The sequence below is a fragment of the Bartonella sp. TT29SHDZB genome, from assembly GCF_042193395.1.
In the GTDB taxonomy this organism is placed as follows: Bacteria; Pseudomonadota; Alphaproteobacteria; order Rhizobiales; family Rhizobiaceae; genus Bartonella.
This window is the reverse complement of the sequence record NZ_JBHILQ010000004.1, coordinates 57,148-73,185: the sequence shown is the minus strand read 5'-3', so window position 1 is coordinate 73,185 and position 16,038 is coordinate 57,148. Positions and strand designations below refer to the sequence as shown.

Annotated in this window: 13 protein-coding genes; 9 read left to right on the top strand and 4 right to left on the bottom strand. The window is 40.7% G+C overall.

All coding sequences use genetic code 11. From position 1 onward, the window contains the following. Nucleotides 1-212 precede the first annotated feature (212 nt). Entirely contained in the window at nt 213-473 is a 261-nt protein-coding gene (locus ACFIJJ_RS03500; RefSeq protein ID WP_005774567.1) for a DUF2312 domain-containing protein, read from the bottom strand. Between the two features lie 262 nt (nt 474-735). On the opposite strand from ACFIJJ_RS03500, the gene ACFIJJ_RS03495 reads away from it, so the two are divergent. The 3 genes from ACFIJJ_RS03495 (at nt 736) to ACFIJJ_RS03485 (ending at nt 3,467) form a co-directional block, all read left to right on the top strand. After that, on the top strand, nt 736-1,224 hold the full coding sequence (locus ACFIJJ_RS03495; RefSeq protein ID WP_375622563.1) for a DUF1036 domain-containing protein: 489 nt from the start codon (nt 736-738) through the stop codon (nt 1,222-1,224). Next, nucleotides 1,221-2,657, top strand: a complete 1,437-nt coding sequence (pyk, locus tag ACFIJJ_RS03490; protein ID WP_375645922.1) for a pyruvate kinase — start codon at nt 1,221-1,223, stop codon at nt 2,655-2,657. The genes ACFIJJ_RS03495 and pyk overlap by 4 nt, the downstream gene beginning before the upstream one ends. A gap of 645 nt (nt 2,658-3,302) precedes the next feature. Then, nucleotides 3,303-3,467: a hypothetical protein gene (locus ACFIJJ_RS03485; protein WP_375622567.1), complete on the top strand. Its 165-nt coding sequence runs from the start codon at nt 3,303-3,305 to the stop codon at nt 3,465-3,467. A gap of 614 nt (nt 3,468-4,081) precedes the next feature. Here the strand turns inward: ACFIJJ_RS03485 and ACFIJJ_RS03480 are convergent. Further along, nucleotides 4,082-4,471: a cell division protein ZapA gene (locus ACFIJJ_RS03480; RefSeq protein ID WP_375629691.1), complete on the bottom strand. Its 390-nt coding sequence runs from the start codon at nt 4,469-4,471 to the stop codon at nt 4,082-4,084. A 12-nt stretch (nt 4,472-4,483) separates the two neighbouring features. Next, entirely contained in the window at nt 4,484-4,759 is a 276-nt protein-coding gene (locus ACFIJJ_RS03475) for a DUF4164 domain-containing protein (RefSeq protein ID WP_005774573.1), read from the bottom strand. A gap of 334 nt (nt 4,760-5,093) precedes the next feature. Between ACFIJJ_RS03475 and tkt the strand changes: the two genes are divergently transcribed. From tkt to ACFIJJ_RS03445, 6 genes are all read left to right on the top strand, one after another. Continuing rightward, a complete protein-coding gene (gene tkt / locus ACFIJJ_RS03470; protein WP_375645920.1) occupies nt 5,094-7,100 on the top strand; it encodes a transketolase in 2,007 nt (668 codons plus the stop codon). A 202-nt stretch (nt 7,101-7,302) separates the two neighbouring features. Beyond that, a complete protein-coding gene (gene gap, locus ACFIJJ_RS03465) occupies nt 7,303-8,310 on the top strand; it encodes a type I glyceraldehyde-3-phosphate dehydrogenase (RefSeq protein ID WP_375645919.1) in 1,008 nt (335 codons plus the stop codon). A gap of 515 nt (nt 8,311-8,825) precedes the next feature. Continuing rightward, entirely contained in the window at nt 8,826-10,019 is a 1,194-nt protein-coding gene (locus ACFIJJ_RS03460) for a phosphoglycerate kinase (protein WP_375645962.1), read from the top strand. A 108-nt stretch (nt 10,020-10,127) separates the two neighbouring features. Beyond that, nucleotides 10,128-11,159, top strand: coding sequence for a class I fructose-bisphosphate aldolase (locus ACFIJJ_RS03455; protein ID WP_375645918.1), 1,032 nt, complete (start codon nt 10,128-10,130; stop codon nt 11,157-11,159). Nucleotides 11,160-11,915: 756 nt separating this feature from the next. Then, the gene (locus ACFIJJ_RS03450) at nt 11,916-12,257 is read left to right on the top strand and encodes a hypothetical protein (RefSeq protein WP_375630921.1); all 342 of its coding nucleotides are present in this window, start codon (nt 11,916-11,918) and stop codon (nt 12,255-12,257) included. A 562-nt stretch (nt 12,258-12,819) separates the two neighbouring features. After that, complete coding sequence (locus ACFIJJ_RS03445) at nt 12,820-13,128, top strand: hypothetical protein (RefSeq protein WP_375645916.1); 309 nt, start codon at nt 12,820-12,822, stop codon at nt 13,126-13,128. 1,087 nt (nt 13,129-14,215) lie between these two features. On the opposite strand, the gene ACFIJJ_RS03440 is transcribed toward ACFIJJ_RS03445, so the two are convergent. Then, complete coding sequence (locus tag ACFIJJ_RS03440) at nt 14,216-16,006, bottom strand: ABC transporter transmembrane domain-containing protein (protein ID WP_375645915.1); 1,791 nt, start codon at nt 16,004-16,006, stop codon at nt 14,216-14,218. Nucleotides 16,007-16,038 lie beyond the last annotated feature (32 nt).

The window sequence follows — 16,038 nt, the reverse complement described above, 5'->3', positions numbered from 1 at the left end:
ACAATGATTGAAGAATAAGAATAAAAATTCTCTGTATAAATCCTTTTAAATGTGAGGGCTGTTGCAATATTGTGTATTCTGTGACCGATAGTCTCGTTACAAGTTACACAAACTGCTTATTATTGGGTAAAATTTTATACATTCATTTGTTTTTTGCCATTTGTTTTTTGCATTTTCTTTTCTTAAAAAAATTTCCAACGTTATCAATGGTTTTAATTCATACCAAGCGCATTTTTATAAAGCTCAATGATTGCTTCTTCTTCCATTCGTTCATGTTCTTCTTTTTTACGCAGCCGTATAATGCTTCGAACAGCTTTACTATCGAAACCAGAGCCTTTAAGTTCAGTGTAAACGTCTTTAATATCATCAGAAATGGTTTTTTTCTCTTCTTCTAGTCGTTCAATACGTTCGATAAAAGAGCGTAATTGGTTTACGGATATAGCGTGTGTTTGATCGGTTACTGTATCGTTCATTGTATTTTTCTCCAAGTTATATATTTTAAGTTGTTTTTCGACGACGAATTTATGTTAAAAAGCTTGAAAATAAAAAGTAAATCAAGCTACACAGCTTTTTTACAAATTGACTTTAAATATTTTGTAAAATTTTTAAGATATATGCATTGATAAAAGGGCTATAAAAAGAAAAATATAAAAATATACGTTTTAGATTTGAAAAGCTTTAAAAAAAAGAAATGTGTAATTTGTTTTGAGAATTTGGCATTATAGAGGAAGTTTTGTGATTTTAAAAAAGCGATATTGGGTGTTTCAGAAAGGATTAAAAGTTTTTCTCTTGAGCATTTTGCTCTTGTTTCCCTTTGTTGTTTTTGCAAAAGCTGACTTTAGAGTTTGTAATACAACCCAGCAGTCTGTAGGGGTTGCTCTTGGATATCGTACATTTTCAGGATGGGTGAGCGAAGGCTGGTGGACGGTACCAGTGACGGAGTGTAAAACTTTAATTGAGGGGCCTCTTGCTTCACGGTTTTATTATTTTTATGCGGAAGGGGCACAAAAAAAAGGGAACTGGGCAGGCTCTGTGACCATGTGTGTGCAAGATAGCCAATTTACTATTCAAGGGGTTCATGATTGTTTCCCTCGAGGATATCAAAAGGCTGAATTTAAAGAGATCGATACCGGAAATCAAACCAGTTGGATGGTACAGTTGACGGATGAGTCTTTGTTAAACAATTCAGTTATACCTTCTCTTTCAGGAAATTCTCCACCGTGAAACGTGCACGTAAAGTAAAAATTATTGCAACTCTTGGTCCTTCTTCTTTTTCTCGTTTGATGATTGAGAAGCTTTTTAGGGCAGGAGCAGACGTTTTTCGTCTTAATATGAGCCATACTGATCGTGATATGCTGGGTGATTTGGTCAAGTCTATACGAGAAGTTGAAAAAACAGTTCGACGCCCCATTGGTATTTTAGTGGATCTTCAGGGGCCAAAACTGCGTGTGGGGCGTTTTGCTAAGGGGCAAGAAGATTTGCGTGTTGGGCAAAGCTTTACATTAGATAATCGCGATGTTCTTGGTGATGCACAGCGTGTTTTTTTTCCTCATGAGGATGTATTTGCGGCTGTTAAACCAGGGGACCGGTTGTTGATTGATGATGGAAGGGTGGAACTGCGCGCGCAAGTATGTGATGATCACTTTGTTCAGTGCCGCGTGGTTTCTGGTACCCGTATTTCTGATCGAAAAGGTGTGAGTTTTCCCGATACAATTTTGCCTTTTGATTCGATGACCTTAAAAGATAAGGAGGATCTTCAGGCTCTGTTACAGCACCCTGTTGATTGGGTTGCGCTTTCTTTTATTCAATGTCCAGAAGATATTATAGCGGTGCGTCAGTTGACGAAAAACAAGGTGTCTTTGATGGCTAAAATCGAAAAGCCTCAAGCCTTGGAGCATATAGAGAAGATTATTGAAATTTCCGATGGGATTATGATTGCACGGGGTGATCTCGGTGTGGAAATACCTCTGGAAAGGATTCCTGCACTTCAGATGGAGTTGATAAAAGCTTGTCGTTTAGCTGGAAAACCGGTTGTGGTGGCAACACAAATGCTCGAATCAATGATCACATCTCCTGTTCCCACACGCGCAGAAGTCTCAGATGTTGCTACAGCCGTTTATGCAGGAGCGGATTCGGTGATGTTGTCTGCTGAATCTGCTTCTGGTCGTTATCCTGAAGAAGCTGTGCTTATGATGGACCGAATCGCGCGGCAAATTGAGCAAGATCACACTTATGCCGCTCAGGTTGGGGCACAACATCCTGCACCAGAATCAACTGGAACGGATGCGATTTCTCTTGCTGCGCGTCAGATTGCTGAAACACTTGCGCTATCCGCTATCGTTGCTTATACGGCTTCAGGAACAACGGGGGTGCGCGCCTCTCGTGAACGCCCTAATAGACCAATTATTGCTTTATCGCCCATTGTGGAAACAGCACGGCGTTTGGCTTTAGTTTGGGGGCTTCATTGTGTGGTCACGCAAGATGCACGGAGTTTAGAGGATATGGTTGATCGAGCAGCAGCTATTGCATTTCAGGAAGGTTTTTGCCAAGAAGGGGATCGTTTCCTTGTGACTGCCGGCGTTCCTCTTGGAACGCCTGGTGCGACAAACCTCTTACGTATTGCTTCTGTCTCTCAAGATGGAACGAAGGGGATTTAATCCGCTTAGAGACAACAGGCGCGTGTCTCTCGTGAACGCCCTAATAGACCCATTATTGCTTTATCGCCCATTGTGGAAACAGCACGGCGTTTGGACATCAGGTTTTGGGAGCGGGATGTGGTGATGTTGTTTGTTAAATCTGCTTCTGGTCGTTATCTTGAAGAAGTTGTGTTTATGGTGCGGCGTTTATGGGAGATTTCTATACCTTTTATCTCATTTTTAGGCATATTGTGAATCGCTTTATTGAGGTTTATACGAGCGAGATGTTCATTTTTCTGCCTTTTGAATGAGAGCCTTGAAATTTTTCCCATTTTAAACTTTTGCAAACAGAATTGAATAAAATTAGAATTATGTGCCTAAAAAGTCATGCTGGTATGTTATGAGAAAAAGTGTTAGGTGAATGTGTTTTGAAAATATGCTTTGTCGGATCATTTGCAACATATTGATTTATAATGATAATATAGCATTGTTCAATTTGAATTAGAACCCCAATATCGTAAGATTCTCTCATTTGAAACTTGTTCATGTTGAGTCAATGATAACTCTTCACTTGCACGTCATAAATGGGTGGGCAATAGCGGGTGTGCCTTGCGGGTAAAACTGTACCAATTATGAATCGTTTTAGTGCCAAGGACTGTCGCAACAATGAGGGCTGGTAAAGTGTATGATGGTGCTGGTTTCCACTTTCATAGGTGTGGAGGTTTTGAGGGGGAGGAGAGGGGTAGAGTGTTGTGTTATCAGGATAAAGATGGCGGTCGAGAATGTTTGCAAAAACTATTACTGTTGTTTGTGATGTTTGAAGTTGTATGAGATTAACATAATCTTTTGGTCTGGCTTTTTTTCTACTCTCAAGGATGAAAATTCTAAAACCCACGCTGATTTGTACACAATATGGTTCTTCTTGGGGGGCTCGTCTGTTGGATATTTCAGGGCAGAGACTGCATAGTACTTATTATAAAATAGCGGTGTTTTACAGTATAATAGATAAGGTTATATTTTAATATATATTGAATCTGCTTGATATTATCTAGGGGCAAGGATTTTGGGGTATGCATTCATAGGGAACATGAATATAGCTCTTTTTCTTTGAGGATGCTTTATTTGTTTGTTGCTGTTGTCATTTATATGATTTTTTTTACAATGATGTTGATTTTGTTATCTTATTGCGCGGTTAAAAGACATCTCATTTGAAATGTGGTGATATAAGGCAGTCTCCTTGATATAGGAAGCGTTTGTGCGGAGGTGAAATATTCAGGGTAGGGCTTTCTTGTTGAGGTTTAAGTTAATCCCATAAGTCGTGAGTAGCTGGAATCCTTCCTATAAAAAACCAGACTGTTTACAGACTGGTGTGGGTTTAAGATTTTTATCCTGTGAGATGTGGCGGACAAGTCAAATCTCTGGTTTATTACGCGCTGATGTACTTTTTAGAAATCTTCCTGTTCCTGTTCTTGTTCTTGAAGGTTTGTGCAGTTTTGATCATCTTTGAGCAATTGGTTGGTGAGATTTTCAATGCGTTGTGTGGTGTCACGCATAATTTTCCCCATGGTGCGGTCTCTTTCGTTGTGGAGTCGTAAAAGAGTATTGTAGTCTTCTTGTAATTTTTTATTTTCTCGTTTTATTTCTTCCATTTCATCAATAATCATTATGCCGGCCATAACCGATAAACGATGGTCGCCAATTTCACCAAAATTGTTCTTTAAATGTGTGATATATTGATCCAATTGAGCAGCAAGCGCAATAAGACGACGTTCTTGTCCTTTGTCACAAGCCATGCGATAAACTTTACCATCAATGGTAACGGAAACAGTTTCCATACATTCAAACCTTTATCTATCAATGACAACACGAATTGTTTCCATTGCTTTAATAAGACGTTTGGAAACTTCTTTGTTTACGGACTCTAAGCGTTCAATTTGGGCTTCAGCTTTGTCAAGCGCTTGGGCAAGATGGCTGCGGTCAGCATTCATTCGTTGGATTTCTTCTTCCCATTCGTTATTTTTATCAATAACGGCATTGCGGTTTATTATGGTGATCTCTAAAGTTCTAAGTGCCTTTTCTAGGTGCTCTAAAGCATCTTGTAGAACTGTAGTCTCTTGGTTCATTGCTTTTATCCTTTGGGTAATTGTATCCTTTATCAATGTGTTATGCAAAAACGAATCACTTTCACTCTTGTGTTGTGTGCATTTTATTTTTAAGTATGTAGGATATTTTAGCAAGCAAAGCAGGGGATAGATATAAATTAAAAGCTGGATTTTTTGCGCGTATTGGCATAAATGACATGGATATACAGAACGCGTGAGGGGAATGTTATTAATATTATTGAAGTGGTGGCAAAAAGTCTCACGCTAATGGTTAGAAAATAGTATTTCTTGAGAATTTTAAGAGAATACGGAAAAAGCAACAGAATAACGTATTTAACGAAATGGTCGATTATTCATGACAAACACCCACCAACAGAATCAGATGGCCAATGCTATCCGTTTTCTTGCTATTGATGCGATTGAAAAAGCAAATTCTGGTCATCCCGGCTTGCCAATGGGAGCAGCCGATATTGCTACGGTTCTTTATACAAGATTCCTTGCTCATGACCCCACGAAACCTCGCTGGCCTAACCGTGATCGTTTTGTGTTATCAGCAGGACATGGCTCTATGTTGCTTTATGCTCTACTGTATCTTTCTGGTTATGAAGATATTGGCATTGAAGATCTCAAAAATTTTCGCCAATTAGGAGCAAAGCTTGCTGGGCATCCAGAATATGGGCATGTGGCGGGAATCGAAACAACGACTGGTCCTCTCGGACAAGGATTGGCTAATGCCGTGGGGATGGCTCTTGGAGAGCGTTTGCAAAATGCCCGTTTTGGTGATCTTATCAACCATTACACTTATGCGTTGGTGGGCGATGGATGCCTTATGGAAGGGATATCTCAAGAAGCAATTTCCTTGGCAGGGCATTTGAAACTCAATAAGCTTATTGTGTTGTGGGACGATAATAATATTTCTATCGATGGAGAGATTTCCCTTGCTGACAGTACAGATCAGATTGCGCGTTTTAAGGCATCTGGGTGGGAGACACATAAAGTCAATGGGCATGATCAAGCAGCAATTGCGCGGGCTATTGAGGCGGCACAAAATTCCGATAAACCAACTTTGATCGCTTGTAAAACAACAATTGGCTTTGGAGCACCAAATAAAGCGGGTACCAACAAAGTTCATGGAGCCCCTTTAGGAGCACGAGAAATTGCTGAAACCCGTATTGCTTTAGGGTGGGATGCTGAGCCTTTCGTTATTCCAGCCGATATTCTCGATAATTGGCGCTTGGCTAGTCTCAATGCTGCTAAAAAACGCCAAAAGTGGGAAGCAAAATTTGCTGATCTTCCTGTTTCAGAGCGTGTGGAATTTGAACGATTGATGCGGGGCGATCTCGTGGGCGGATTTGATAGCGCTGTCGATGCTTATAAACAGAAATTGGTTGAAGAGCGCCCCGTTGTTGCTACGCGTAAAGCTTCGGAAATGGCTCTTGAAGTGATCAATGAGGTCGTTGTTGAGACTATTGGTGGTTCGGCTGATTTAACCGGATCTAATAATACAAAAAGCAGCCAGATGAAAAGTATCTCTGCTGAAGATTTTTCAGGGCGCTATCTGCATTATGGAATTCGCGAACATGCAATGGGAGCTGTGATGAATGGTCTTGCCCTTTATGGCGGCTTTATTCCTTATGGGGGAACCTTTTTATGCTTTTCTGACTATATGCGTCCTGCTATGCGTTTGTCTTCTCTCATGGGGTTGCGGGTGATTTATGTCATGACTCATGATTCTATTGGTCTTGGTGAGGATGGGCCGACGCATCAACCCGTGGAGCATTTGGCTTGCCTGCGTGCAATGCCTAATCATTTTGTGTTTCGTCCTGCCGATGCTATGGAGACAGTCGAGTGTTGGCAATTGGCTTTGAAAGCACGCGGGATGCCTTCTACCTTGGCTTTGAGCCGACAAAATCTACCGCTTTTGCGTCAAGAGTATGAAGAAGAAAATCTCTGTATGCTTGGTGCTTATGAATTCCTAACAGCTAGCGATGATGCACAAGTGACGCTGTTTGCTTCTGGTTCAGAATTGCAAATTGCAGTGGAGGCACATGCGGTGTTAGAAGAAAAAGGCATCCCAACGCGTGTTGTGTCAGTGCCTTGTTTTGAACTTTTTTCTCAACAATCTCTCTCTTATCAGCGTGCTCTTATTGGAGAGGCGCCGATTAAAGTTGCCATTGAGGCCGCTGTTCGGCAAGGATGGGACCGTTTTATTGGCTGTGATGGTATCTTTATTGGCATGGATGGCTTTGGAGCAAGTGGAACGATTGATGCTCTTTATGCGCATTTTAATATTACTTGGGAAAATGTCGTTGCCACCGTTGAAAAAGAGCTGGAAAAGATCAAAGAGCAAAGTACAAAATGACAGCTTTATGTTGTCATGAGTGGGGTTGGTCGTAGGCATCTATTTTGTACAGTGTTGTGGATGATCTTGTGCATTACTGTGGATAAGTGAGTGAGTGATCAAGATATTGACGTTATAGGAATTAATGATTTTGGATTGGTGAAATACCCATTTATTGTGTTTTAAATGTTGTGCTTAAAAAATTGATGAGGAAACATGTGAAATGACAGTTCGTGTTGCAATTAATGGGTTTGGTCGTATTGGTCGCAATATTTTACGTGCACTTGTGGAAAGTGGACGACAAGATGTTGAAGTGGTTGCAATTAATGATTTGGGATCGGTGGAAACAAATGCCCATTTATTACGCTATGATTCAGTTCATGGGCGTTTCCCTGGGATCGTTAAGGTGGTAGGGGATGCTATTGATGTAGGGGGTGGTTTAATAAAGGTATGCGCAGAGCGTGATCCTGCTCAATTGCCTTGGAAAGATTTGGATATCGATATTGCTTTGGAATGTACGGGTATTTTTACGGCACGTGATAAAGCAAGTGCTCATTTAGATGCGGGGGCAAAGCGTGTTCTTATTTCTGCGCCTTCTGAAGGAGCAGATCTTACGGTTGTCTATGGGGTTAATCATCAATCTTTAAGCAGCGAGCATCGCGTTGTTTCAAATGCTTCTTGTACAACCAATTGTTTGGCGCCTGTTGCACAAGTTTTGCATAACACAGTGGGTATTGAAAAGGGCTTTATGACAACAATCCATTCTTATACGGGGGATCAACCTGTATTGGATACAATGCATCGGGATCTTTATCGTGCACGTGCGGCAGCTCTTTCTATGATTCCTACTTCAACAGGAGCGGCAAAAGCTGTGGGATTGGTCTTGCCAGAATTAAAGGGATTGCTTGATGGTGTATCGATTCGTGTTCCGACCCCTAATGTTTCTGTCGTTGATTTGACATTTATCGCTAAGCGTTCCACAACAATCGAAGAAATTAATACAGCTATTGCTACTGCTGCACAAGGGCATCTGAAGGGCGTTTTGGACACGACAGAAGAAAAGCTCGTGAGTTGTGATTTTAATCATAATCCTCATTCAGCTATTTTCCACAATGATCAAACCAAAGTGATTGATGGTAAGTTCTGTCGCGTTCTGGTTTGGTATGATAATGAGTGGGGCTTTTCTAATCGTATGAGTGATACTGCTGTAGCTTTTGCTCAGACAATATAAGAGGACCTCAGGGTCCTCTTTTTATAAGGAAAAGTCTCATTTTTGTGCAATTTTGAGAAAAACAGATAGAGGCTGTTGTTCTCATGCGCTAGAGAGAAGAGGCTATTGAAACATTGATGATGTGTTTTGTTTTAATACTGTGTCAATACGTGCTTTTAAAAGATGAATGAAAGAGTAAACTTTTAAAAAGTAAGATCTGAACGAGATACCTTTTGAGAAAACGTTAGAAAACAGGAGATGTAAACTCTTTTTCCTAGAAGTAAAAGGAAGCTTTAATAGAGATCAAGTTGAGCTAATGCATTTGTTTGCCACAATGGAATATGAAGATTAAGAGCAATGGTGGGCTTTTGTACATTTGACGATAAAAGCTTTGGATTTTTATTAAGAAAAGGGTGAGAGATAGGCTGTCGTGGATCTCTTGTAAAAGCAAAAAGGGGGATAAGTGGAAAGAAAAGTAGGCAGGGTTATTGGATGCGTTTTTATTTGAAACAATGGAAAGTGAAGAGGAAGCAGTGATGGGGTTTCGTACACTTGATGATGTTGATGTTTTAGGTAAACGTGTTCTGGTGCGCGTAGATTTTAATGTTCCTATGGCGCAAGGTAAGGTATGCGATGAGACGCGTCTTGTGCGACATAAAGAGACACTCGTTGAGCTACAAAAGTGTGGTGCTAAACTTATTCTGCTTTCTCATTGTGGTCGCCCTAAAGGAAAGGTAGAGCAAGAGTTTTCACTCCGTCCTGTTGTGCAAGTGCTGGAAAAGATCATTAATCAGCCGGTTGCTTTTGCTCCGGACTGTATCGGTTCGGCGGTGCAGGTTGCAGTTGAGTCATTACAAAATGGTGGTGTTTTACTGCTTGAAAATGTTCGTTTTCATGCTGGTGAAGAAAAGAATGATTGTTCTTTTGCTGAGGCTTTAGCCCATCATGGCGATCTTTATGTTAATGATGCTTTTTCAGTTTCTCATCGTGCCCATGCTTCGGTAGAGGGAATAACGCATTTGTTGCCTTCTTATGCAGGACGCTCTTTGCAATATGAGTTGCAGGCATTAGAAAAAGGACTTGGCAATCCAGCACGTCCTGTGGTTGCCCTTGTGGGAGGAGCAAAGGTTTCTAGTAAGCTTTTTGTGCTCAATCATTTGGTGGAAAAAGTTGACTCTTTGATTATTGGTGGGGGGATGGCTAATAGTTTTTTAGCTGCGCAAGGTGTCCATGTAGGAAAGTCTCTGTGTGAACATGCATTGATGGAAACAATAAAAAAAATTATTAAAAAAGCACAAGAGTGTCACTGTACGCTTCTGCTCCCTCAGGATGCTGTCGTGGGATTTCGTTTTGAAAAAGATGCACCGCATCGTCTTTATGACATTGAAGATATTCCACAAGATGGCATGATATTGGATATTGGGACGCGCTCTATTGCGCATATCAATGCTGCGATAGATGAAGCTGCTACTCTTGTGTGGAATGGACCCCTTGGTGTTTTTGAGATGCCTCCCTTTGATAAGGGAACCATTGCCGTTGCACGCCATGCAGCAGAACGTAGTTTGACGGGAAAGTTGGTTTCAATTGCGGGAGGGGGCGATACGGTTTTTGCCCTTAATCATGCCGGTGTTGCCAATGATTTTACTTATCTCTCAACTGCTGGAGGAGCTTTTTTGGAATGGATGGAAGGAAAGACCCTTCCTGGTATTCTTGCCCTCATGCAGGCTTAAAGGGCTTCTTTGAAGGGGAAGGTTAAAGAAAAACTATACGGTCGTGTAGAGTGTTTTGATAGTGTTGCGCATTTTTAGAAATTAAGACAAAGTAAAGAGGAATTTTTTATGAATGAACGGCTTGAAGATATTGCACTTGCTTTGGTGCATGCGGGTAAAGGTATTTTGGCGGCAGATGAAAGTACGGCGACCATTGGAAAGCGTTTTGAAAGCATTGGTGTTGAATCCAATGAAGATAAGCGCCGTGCTTATCGTGAAATGCTTTTTAGTACAAAAGAAGCGATGGAAAACGCCATCTCTGGGGTTATTTTATTTGATGAAACCATTCGGCAAAAAGCATCAACTGGGAAAATGTTGACGGATCTTATTCGGGATTCAGGCGCTTTGCCAGGGATTAAAGTTGATACCGGTGCAAAACCCTTGGCTGCTTTTCCCCAAGAAACAATTACCGAAGGGTTGGATGGTCTTCGTGAGCGGCTAAAAGATTATTATGCTTTGGGAGCACGTTTTGCTAAATGGCGGGCGGTAATTGCTATTGATGAACACACTTTGCCAACAAGAGGCGCCATAAGACAAAATGCACAAGCTCTTGCACGCTATGCTGCCTTATGTCAGGAGTTCGATATTGTGCCCATTGTTGAACCGGAAGTGTTGATGGATGGACCATCGTGTGGGCATTCAATTACACGCTGCTTTGAGGTGACACGCACTGTTTTGCAGGCTGTCTTTAAAGAATTGTTTGAAGCTCGTGTTCTTTTGGAGGGGATGATTTTAAAGCCCAATATGGTGATTGATGGAAAGGATGCACGCAAGGCTTCTGTTGAAGAAGTTGCTGAAAAGACTGTCCAAGTGCTTAAACAGACTGTTCCTGCTGCTGTTCCTGGAATTGCTTTTCTTTCTGGAGGACAGTCTGATCAGGAAGCAACGGCGCATTTATCTGCTATGAATTCTTTGGGCGTATTGCCTTGGAAATTGACCTTTTCCTATGGACGAGCACTGCAAGCAGCTGCCTTAAAAGCATGGGCGGGAAAAGATGAAAATATTGCTGTTGCACAGAAGGCATTTCGTCATCGGGCTCGGATGAACCATCTTGCGGCTTTGGGACAATGGACAAAAGAACAAGAAAAAGCGTGCGATTGAAGCACAAGCCCTGTTTTTAAATGCGGAGAGATTTTTCATATTTCTGCGTGATTTTTTATGCCCTCATCATGATAAAAATGGCGGGGGCATTTTAGGCTTGAAAGCTTTCTCAGAGAGTTTTTTCCTTGGACCTTTTAAAAGTCTTTAATGGGTGCTATCGAGAGATAAGATTGCGGGAGAGGTGCAATTTCGAGAAGGGGAGACAATGCTAGGAAATTTGTGAATGCACAGCACTTTAGTATGGTGTCGTTCATGAGGTGGTACTTACTTTTTGCGTGAAAATCATAAAGCTCATACTGTATTGAAGAGTTTGATATTGTGATATTTTTTCTTTTTCATGTTATCATTACTTGTCATCGGCAGAATTCATTTGATTGCAGTTTCAAAGGTGGATTAAGCGGGTAGATTAGAGAGTTGCGATTTCTGAGCGGATTGGAATACAGCTTATGAAGCTTTTCTGCATCAGGGTAGCTTCCTCTTCAATGGGGGTAGTTTTTCTATTAACGAGCGAATTGAATAACTCTTGCGAAAGAAAATAGATTTGCCCCTCAATAAAACACCTATTTTTTCGTTAAAATGGATAAATTTTTCTTGTATTTTTTGATGATATAATTAAAAGTAATTAACTTCATAGCATCTTGGCTTAAAACGGGGGGAGTTGTGGACGGTATATCTTCTAAAAATAACAGTATATCTTCTAAGAATACAAGCATCAAAAGAAAAAATCGATACGCAGAACAGAGCTTTTCTGCAATTATGATGCGAAAATTGTGCAATATGGTGCGTGGGGTATTCGAAGGGATCTTTACAGTATTTACTTTCATAATTTTTATTATCTTGCTCAGCATACGTGGACCGGTTCATACCGCATTAAAAGTTTTTGGGTCGGTGAGTGGAATAGGGTGCTTTTTCTTTTTTGTCGGATACTACTTAGAACGCCGTGACGCAACAGCAGATGAAGCCGGTATATCGTTCGCATTACTCATGGCAATTGCTGAAGGCGTTTCTTCTATTTGCTGCCTGTCTGCTGCGTGGGGTTACGACGCTCTCTTATTCCGTTTAGCACCTCCTGGGTATGTTCTTATTCTCCCTGAATAAATAGAGTGCAATTCGTTTGCATACAAATAAAAATGAGAGGCTGTCTGCCTCTCAAATTCTTAATAATCGCTCTCCAAAATCATAACATCAAACCCGCTTTTAATGAAGGGACTAACAAGCTTTGGGTCCTTAAGCCTCAAGGCAACCCTTTACAAGGGCGGTGCGCCTAACGGCATCCTTGACCTTAAGACACTCAAATGGCTTATTTTGTTTTTCTCATGTATGATATAAGGGGAAAGCTTCTCATCGTGCCTAAATGGTACTTTATCGTGTGTTAAATGGAAAAATGAGAAAAAGCATCTTTATGCAATATAATCCAATTATAATTTTTTGATTTGAAGATAAAGGGTTTAAAGTTCTACAAGACTGATACGATAAAGGGGGGAGGTTGCCTATATTGAGCAACTAGGGCGTATTTTAGGTGCGATTGATATAGCTATCTCACCAAATGGTTTTGAAGACTTATCCTTTTCGCTCTATTTATTAAAAGGTTATTTTGAGGGGGCTTGGTTAATGAATGTAAAGGAAAATTAGCACGTAATATTTCGCTTTGCTGGTATAGATGCTGAATGAGTTAATTATCGAGAGGATCACTGAAGAGGGAGCGCTAAAAAATGGTGAAAATCCTCCGTACTTCGGTGAATTCGTGGTTGAAGATATAATCGTAAAACTTGGCTTATCTGTTCCTGAAACAGCTGAATGGTTTGAAATGGTTAGGGTGTCAGTTCTGCATATGCTTGGCTCGCTATACAAAAAAAATTATGATTTCGTGCAAGCTTTTAAACATAAATACCCTAAAGATATATCCTCTTTGTACATGTTCTTATCATTGTTAAAATGCCTTCTTAAAGCACGACAGGGGGTGCTATAAAATTGAGAGCTGTAAAATATATGGGGCTTGGAGGGGGGGAGAAGATGGTGTTCAATCGAAGTACTCTATCCTTATTTTTATGGGCTATGCCTGAAAGAGAGAGCTGGAGAGACAATTTATGAGCAAAGAGAACGGTGTTTTGAGGTTGCGGTGTCTGCAAGAGCAGAACAGTGGTCGTGGTGATATTTAAAAACAATAAATTTGATAAAATTTTACAATTTTGCCAAAAGCCGGTTTATTATAAAAGCTGTTGCTCATGTGCTCTCACAAAGTTATAAGAAGCCCAAAAGTGCTAAAAAAGTCTTTGCTCTTTTTCAATAATATGAATCTGCAAACAATATTCAAAAAGTGTTCGTGTTTTTGAAAGAGAATAAAAGGATATTCTTGCAATAGAGAAGCGTATTTGTGAATTACAATTTGTCATGATTTTCAGTAAATACTATTGTTTAGAGCGGTGAGAGAGGGCATGAAAAAATTTTCATATTCAGTTTTTTAAAGAGTGTGGTCAGTCTTTAGGATAGAGCTTGTGTCCCTAGAGCCTATCAAGTGAGCCCGCATAAGGGTTTCGCAAGCGAGCACCATTATACTCTTTGCTAGCGTATACTCTTTTGTCAGCGCCCCAATGTTTTGACAGCCCTTAGAACGTAAAGGGGCAAGGGAGGTATTTTACCTCTTTCTTGTACCGTTTTACTCCACACACCAACTCTGCTTGTGATGAGCAAGCCAAGAGATTTTGTTTGACTCACTATGAGGGTTTGACATGAGAAAATCCTATGGTATTCATGATCTTTCATGAAAAACAATGAATTATCCTTATAAATCAACGTGACAGTGCTGTTATGAAGAGAACTCCTTGCACATCTTAATAGCCCATAGCGATTTAACTGGGTATTATTTTATATTCTGTACACAGAAGTGTCTTTATAAAAATACTCTATCTTGCGCAGAAAAAAGAACAGCCCGTTAAGACTTTAAAAGAAAAAACTCAATTTTTTCCCCTCTTTTTTCCATGAGCCCTTAAATTAATAATCCTCTACCTGTAAAGCGCGGTATTCACGCCCAAGTACTGCTCTTGTATCAAGATTACTTATTCGGGTGAAAATTGGAGTTTTGCGAGGTAAGCATAAACGCCATTTTTTGCCACAAGTTCGGCATGGGTTCCTTCTTCCACAAGGGCGCCTTTATCCATAACAAGAATGCGATCTGCTTTTAAAATTGTTGCCAAACGATGTGCAATGACCAAGGTTGTGCGGTTTTGCATCAACCCTTCTAAGGCGTCTTGCACCAACTTTTCACTGTTTGCATCTAAAGCCGATGTTGCTTCATCAAGCAGCAACAGGGGTGCATTTCTTAAAATTGCCCGCGCAATACCAATGCGTTGTTTTTGTCCCCCAGAAAGCATGGTACCGCGTTCTCCTACTTGCGTATCCAAGCCATCTGGTAAAGCTTGAATAAATTCAAGTGCATTAGCCGCTTTAGCGGCAGCAAGGATTTCCTCTTCATGGGTATTTTCAGTTCCAAAAATAATATTATCACGCAATGTTCCATCAAAAATGGCGACATCTTGTGGAACATAGGAAATTGCGCTGCGTAAATCTTGTAAAGAAAGGCGATTAATTTCCATGCCATCCAACCGAATTGTTCCATTTGTCGGATCATAAAAACGAAGGATCAAAGAAAAAATGCTGCTTTTTCCTGCTCCGGAAGCCCCAACAAAAGCAACCGTTTCGCCTGCTTTTACAGAAAATGAAAGCGAGCGTAAAACCTTCTCTTGTGGTCTAGAAGGATAGGTAAAATCAACCTGATCAAAAACAAGTTCACCTCGAATAGGTTGCTCTAATGATAAAGGATTTTTAGGTGCTACAATAGTAGGTTGCTCTTGTAACAATTCGGCAAGCCGTTCAGCAGCGCCTGCTGCTTGGATTAATTCTGCTCCCAGTTCCGATAATTGCGCAAAAGTAGAAGCTCCAAAAACCGCATAAAGGACAAATTGCCCTAATGTCCCTCCTGTCATCGTTCCATTCAAAACATCGCGCGATCCAATCCATAAAACAGCAACCACACTGCTAAAAACCAAAAAAATTGCAAACCCCGTAAAAAAGGAGCGCAAGATTACAGAGGCACGTGCTGTTTGAAAAGCACGTTCTATCAATTGTGAAAAACGTATTGTAACGAGTTTTTCAGCGGTAAAAGCTTGCACAGTGCGAATAGCGCTTACCTGCTCTGTAGCAACAGCATTGGCATCTGCGAGACGATCTTGCGCCGCGCGGGTACGAGAGCGAACTTTACGTCCAAAGACTACCAAGGGAATGGCCACAACAGGAATAGCTGCTAAAACCAACAAAGACAATTTAGCATTGGTGATCACCATCATCACGACGGCTCCGATCACGATAATCAGCTGACGCAAAGCGGTAGAGGCGGTGGAGCCCACAGCTAATTTTATTTGTGTGGTATCTGTTAGAAGCCTTGAAACAATCTCTCCTGAATGTGATCGATCAAAAAAAGCAGGAGAAAGTTTCATAATATGGACAAACACATCACGCCGTAAATCGGCAACAATCCGTTCTCCCAAGGTGATAACACAGTAATAACGGGCTGCTGAAGCAAATGCGAGAAACAAGGCTAAGATAAACAAAATTCCAAAGTAAAAATTGATATGTCCATGGCTTGAAGTAGAAAACCCATGATCAAACATTTGGCGGATAGCCACAGGCAAAGCTAATGTGACAAGAGCAGCAACAGATAACGCTAGAAAAGCAAAGATAAACAACCAACGATAGCGCAAAAGATAAGGAACAAAAATTGCAAGCGAAGAGAATGAAGATTTCTTAGGGGAAGACTTTGTCGATTTTTCTGAACGAGAACGTAATGTCATAAAATTTTGCTCACTGTATTGGATTTGTAACA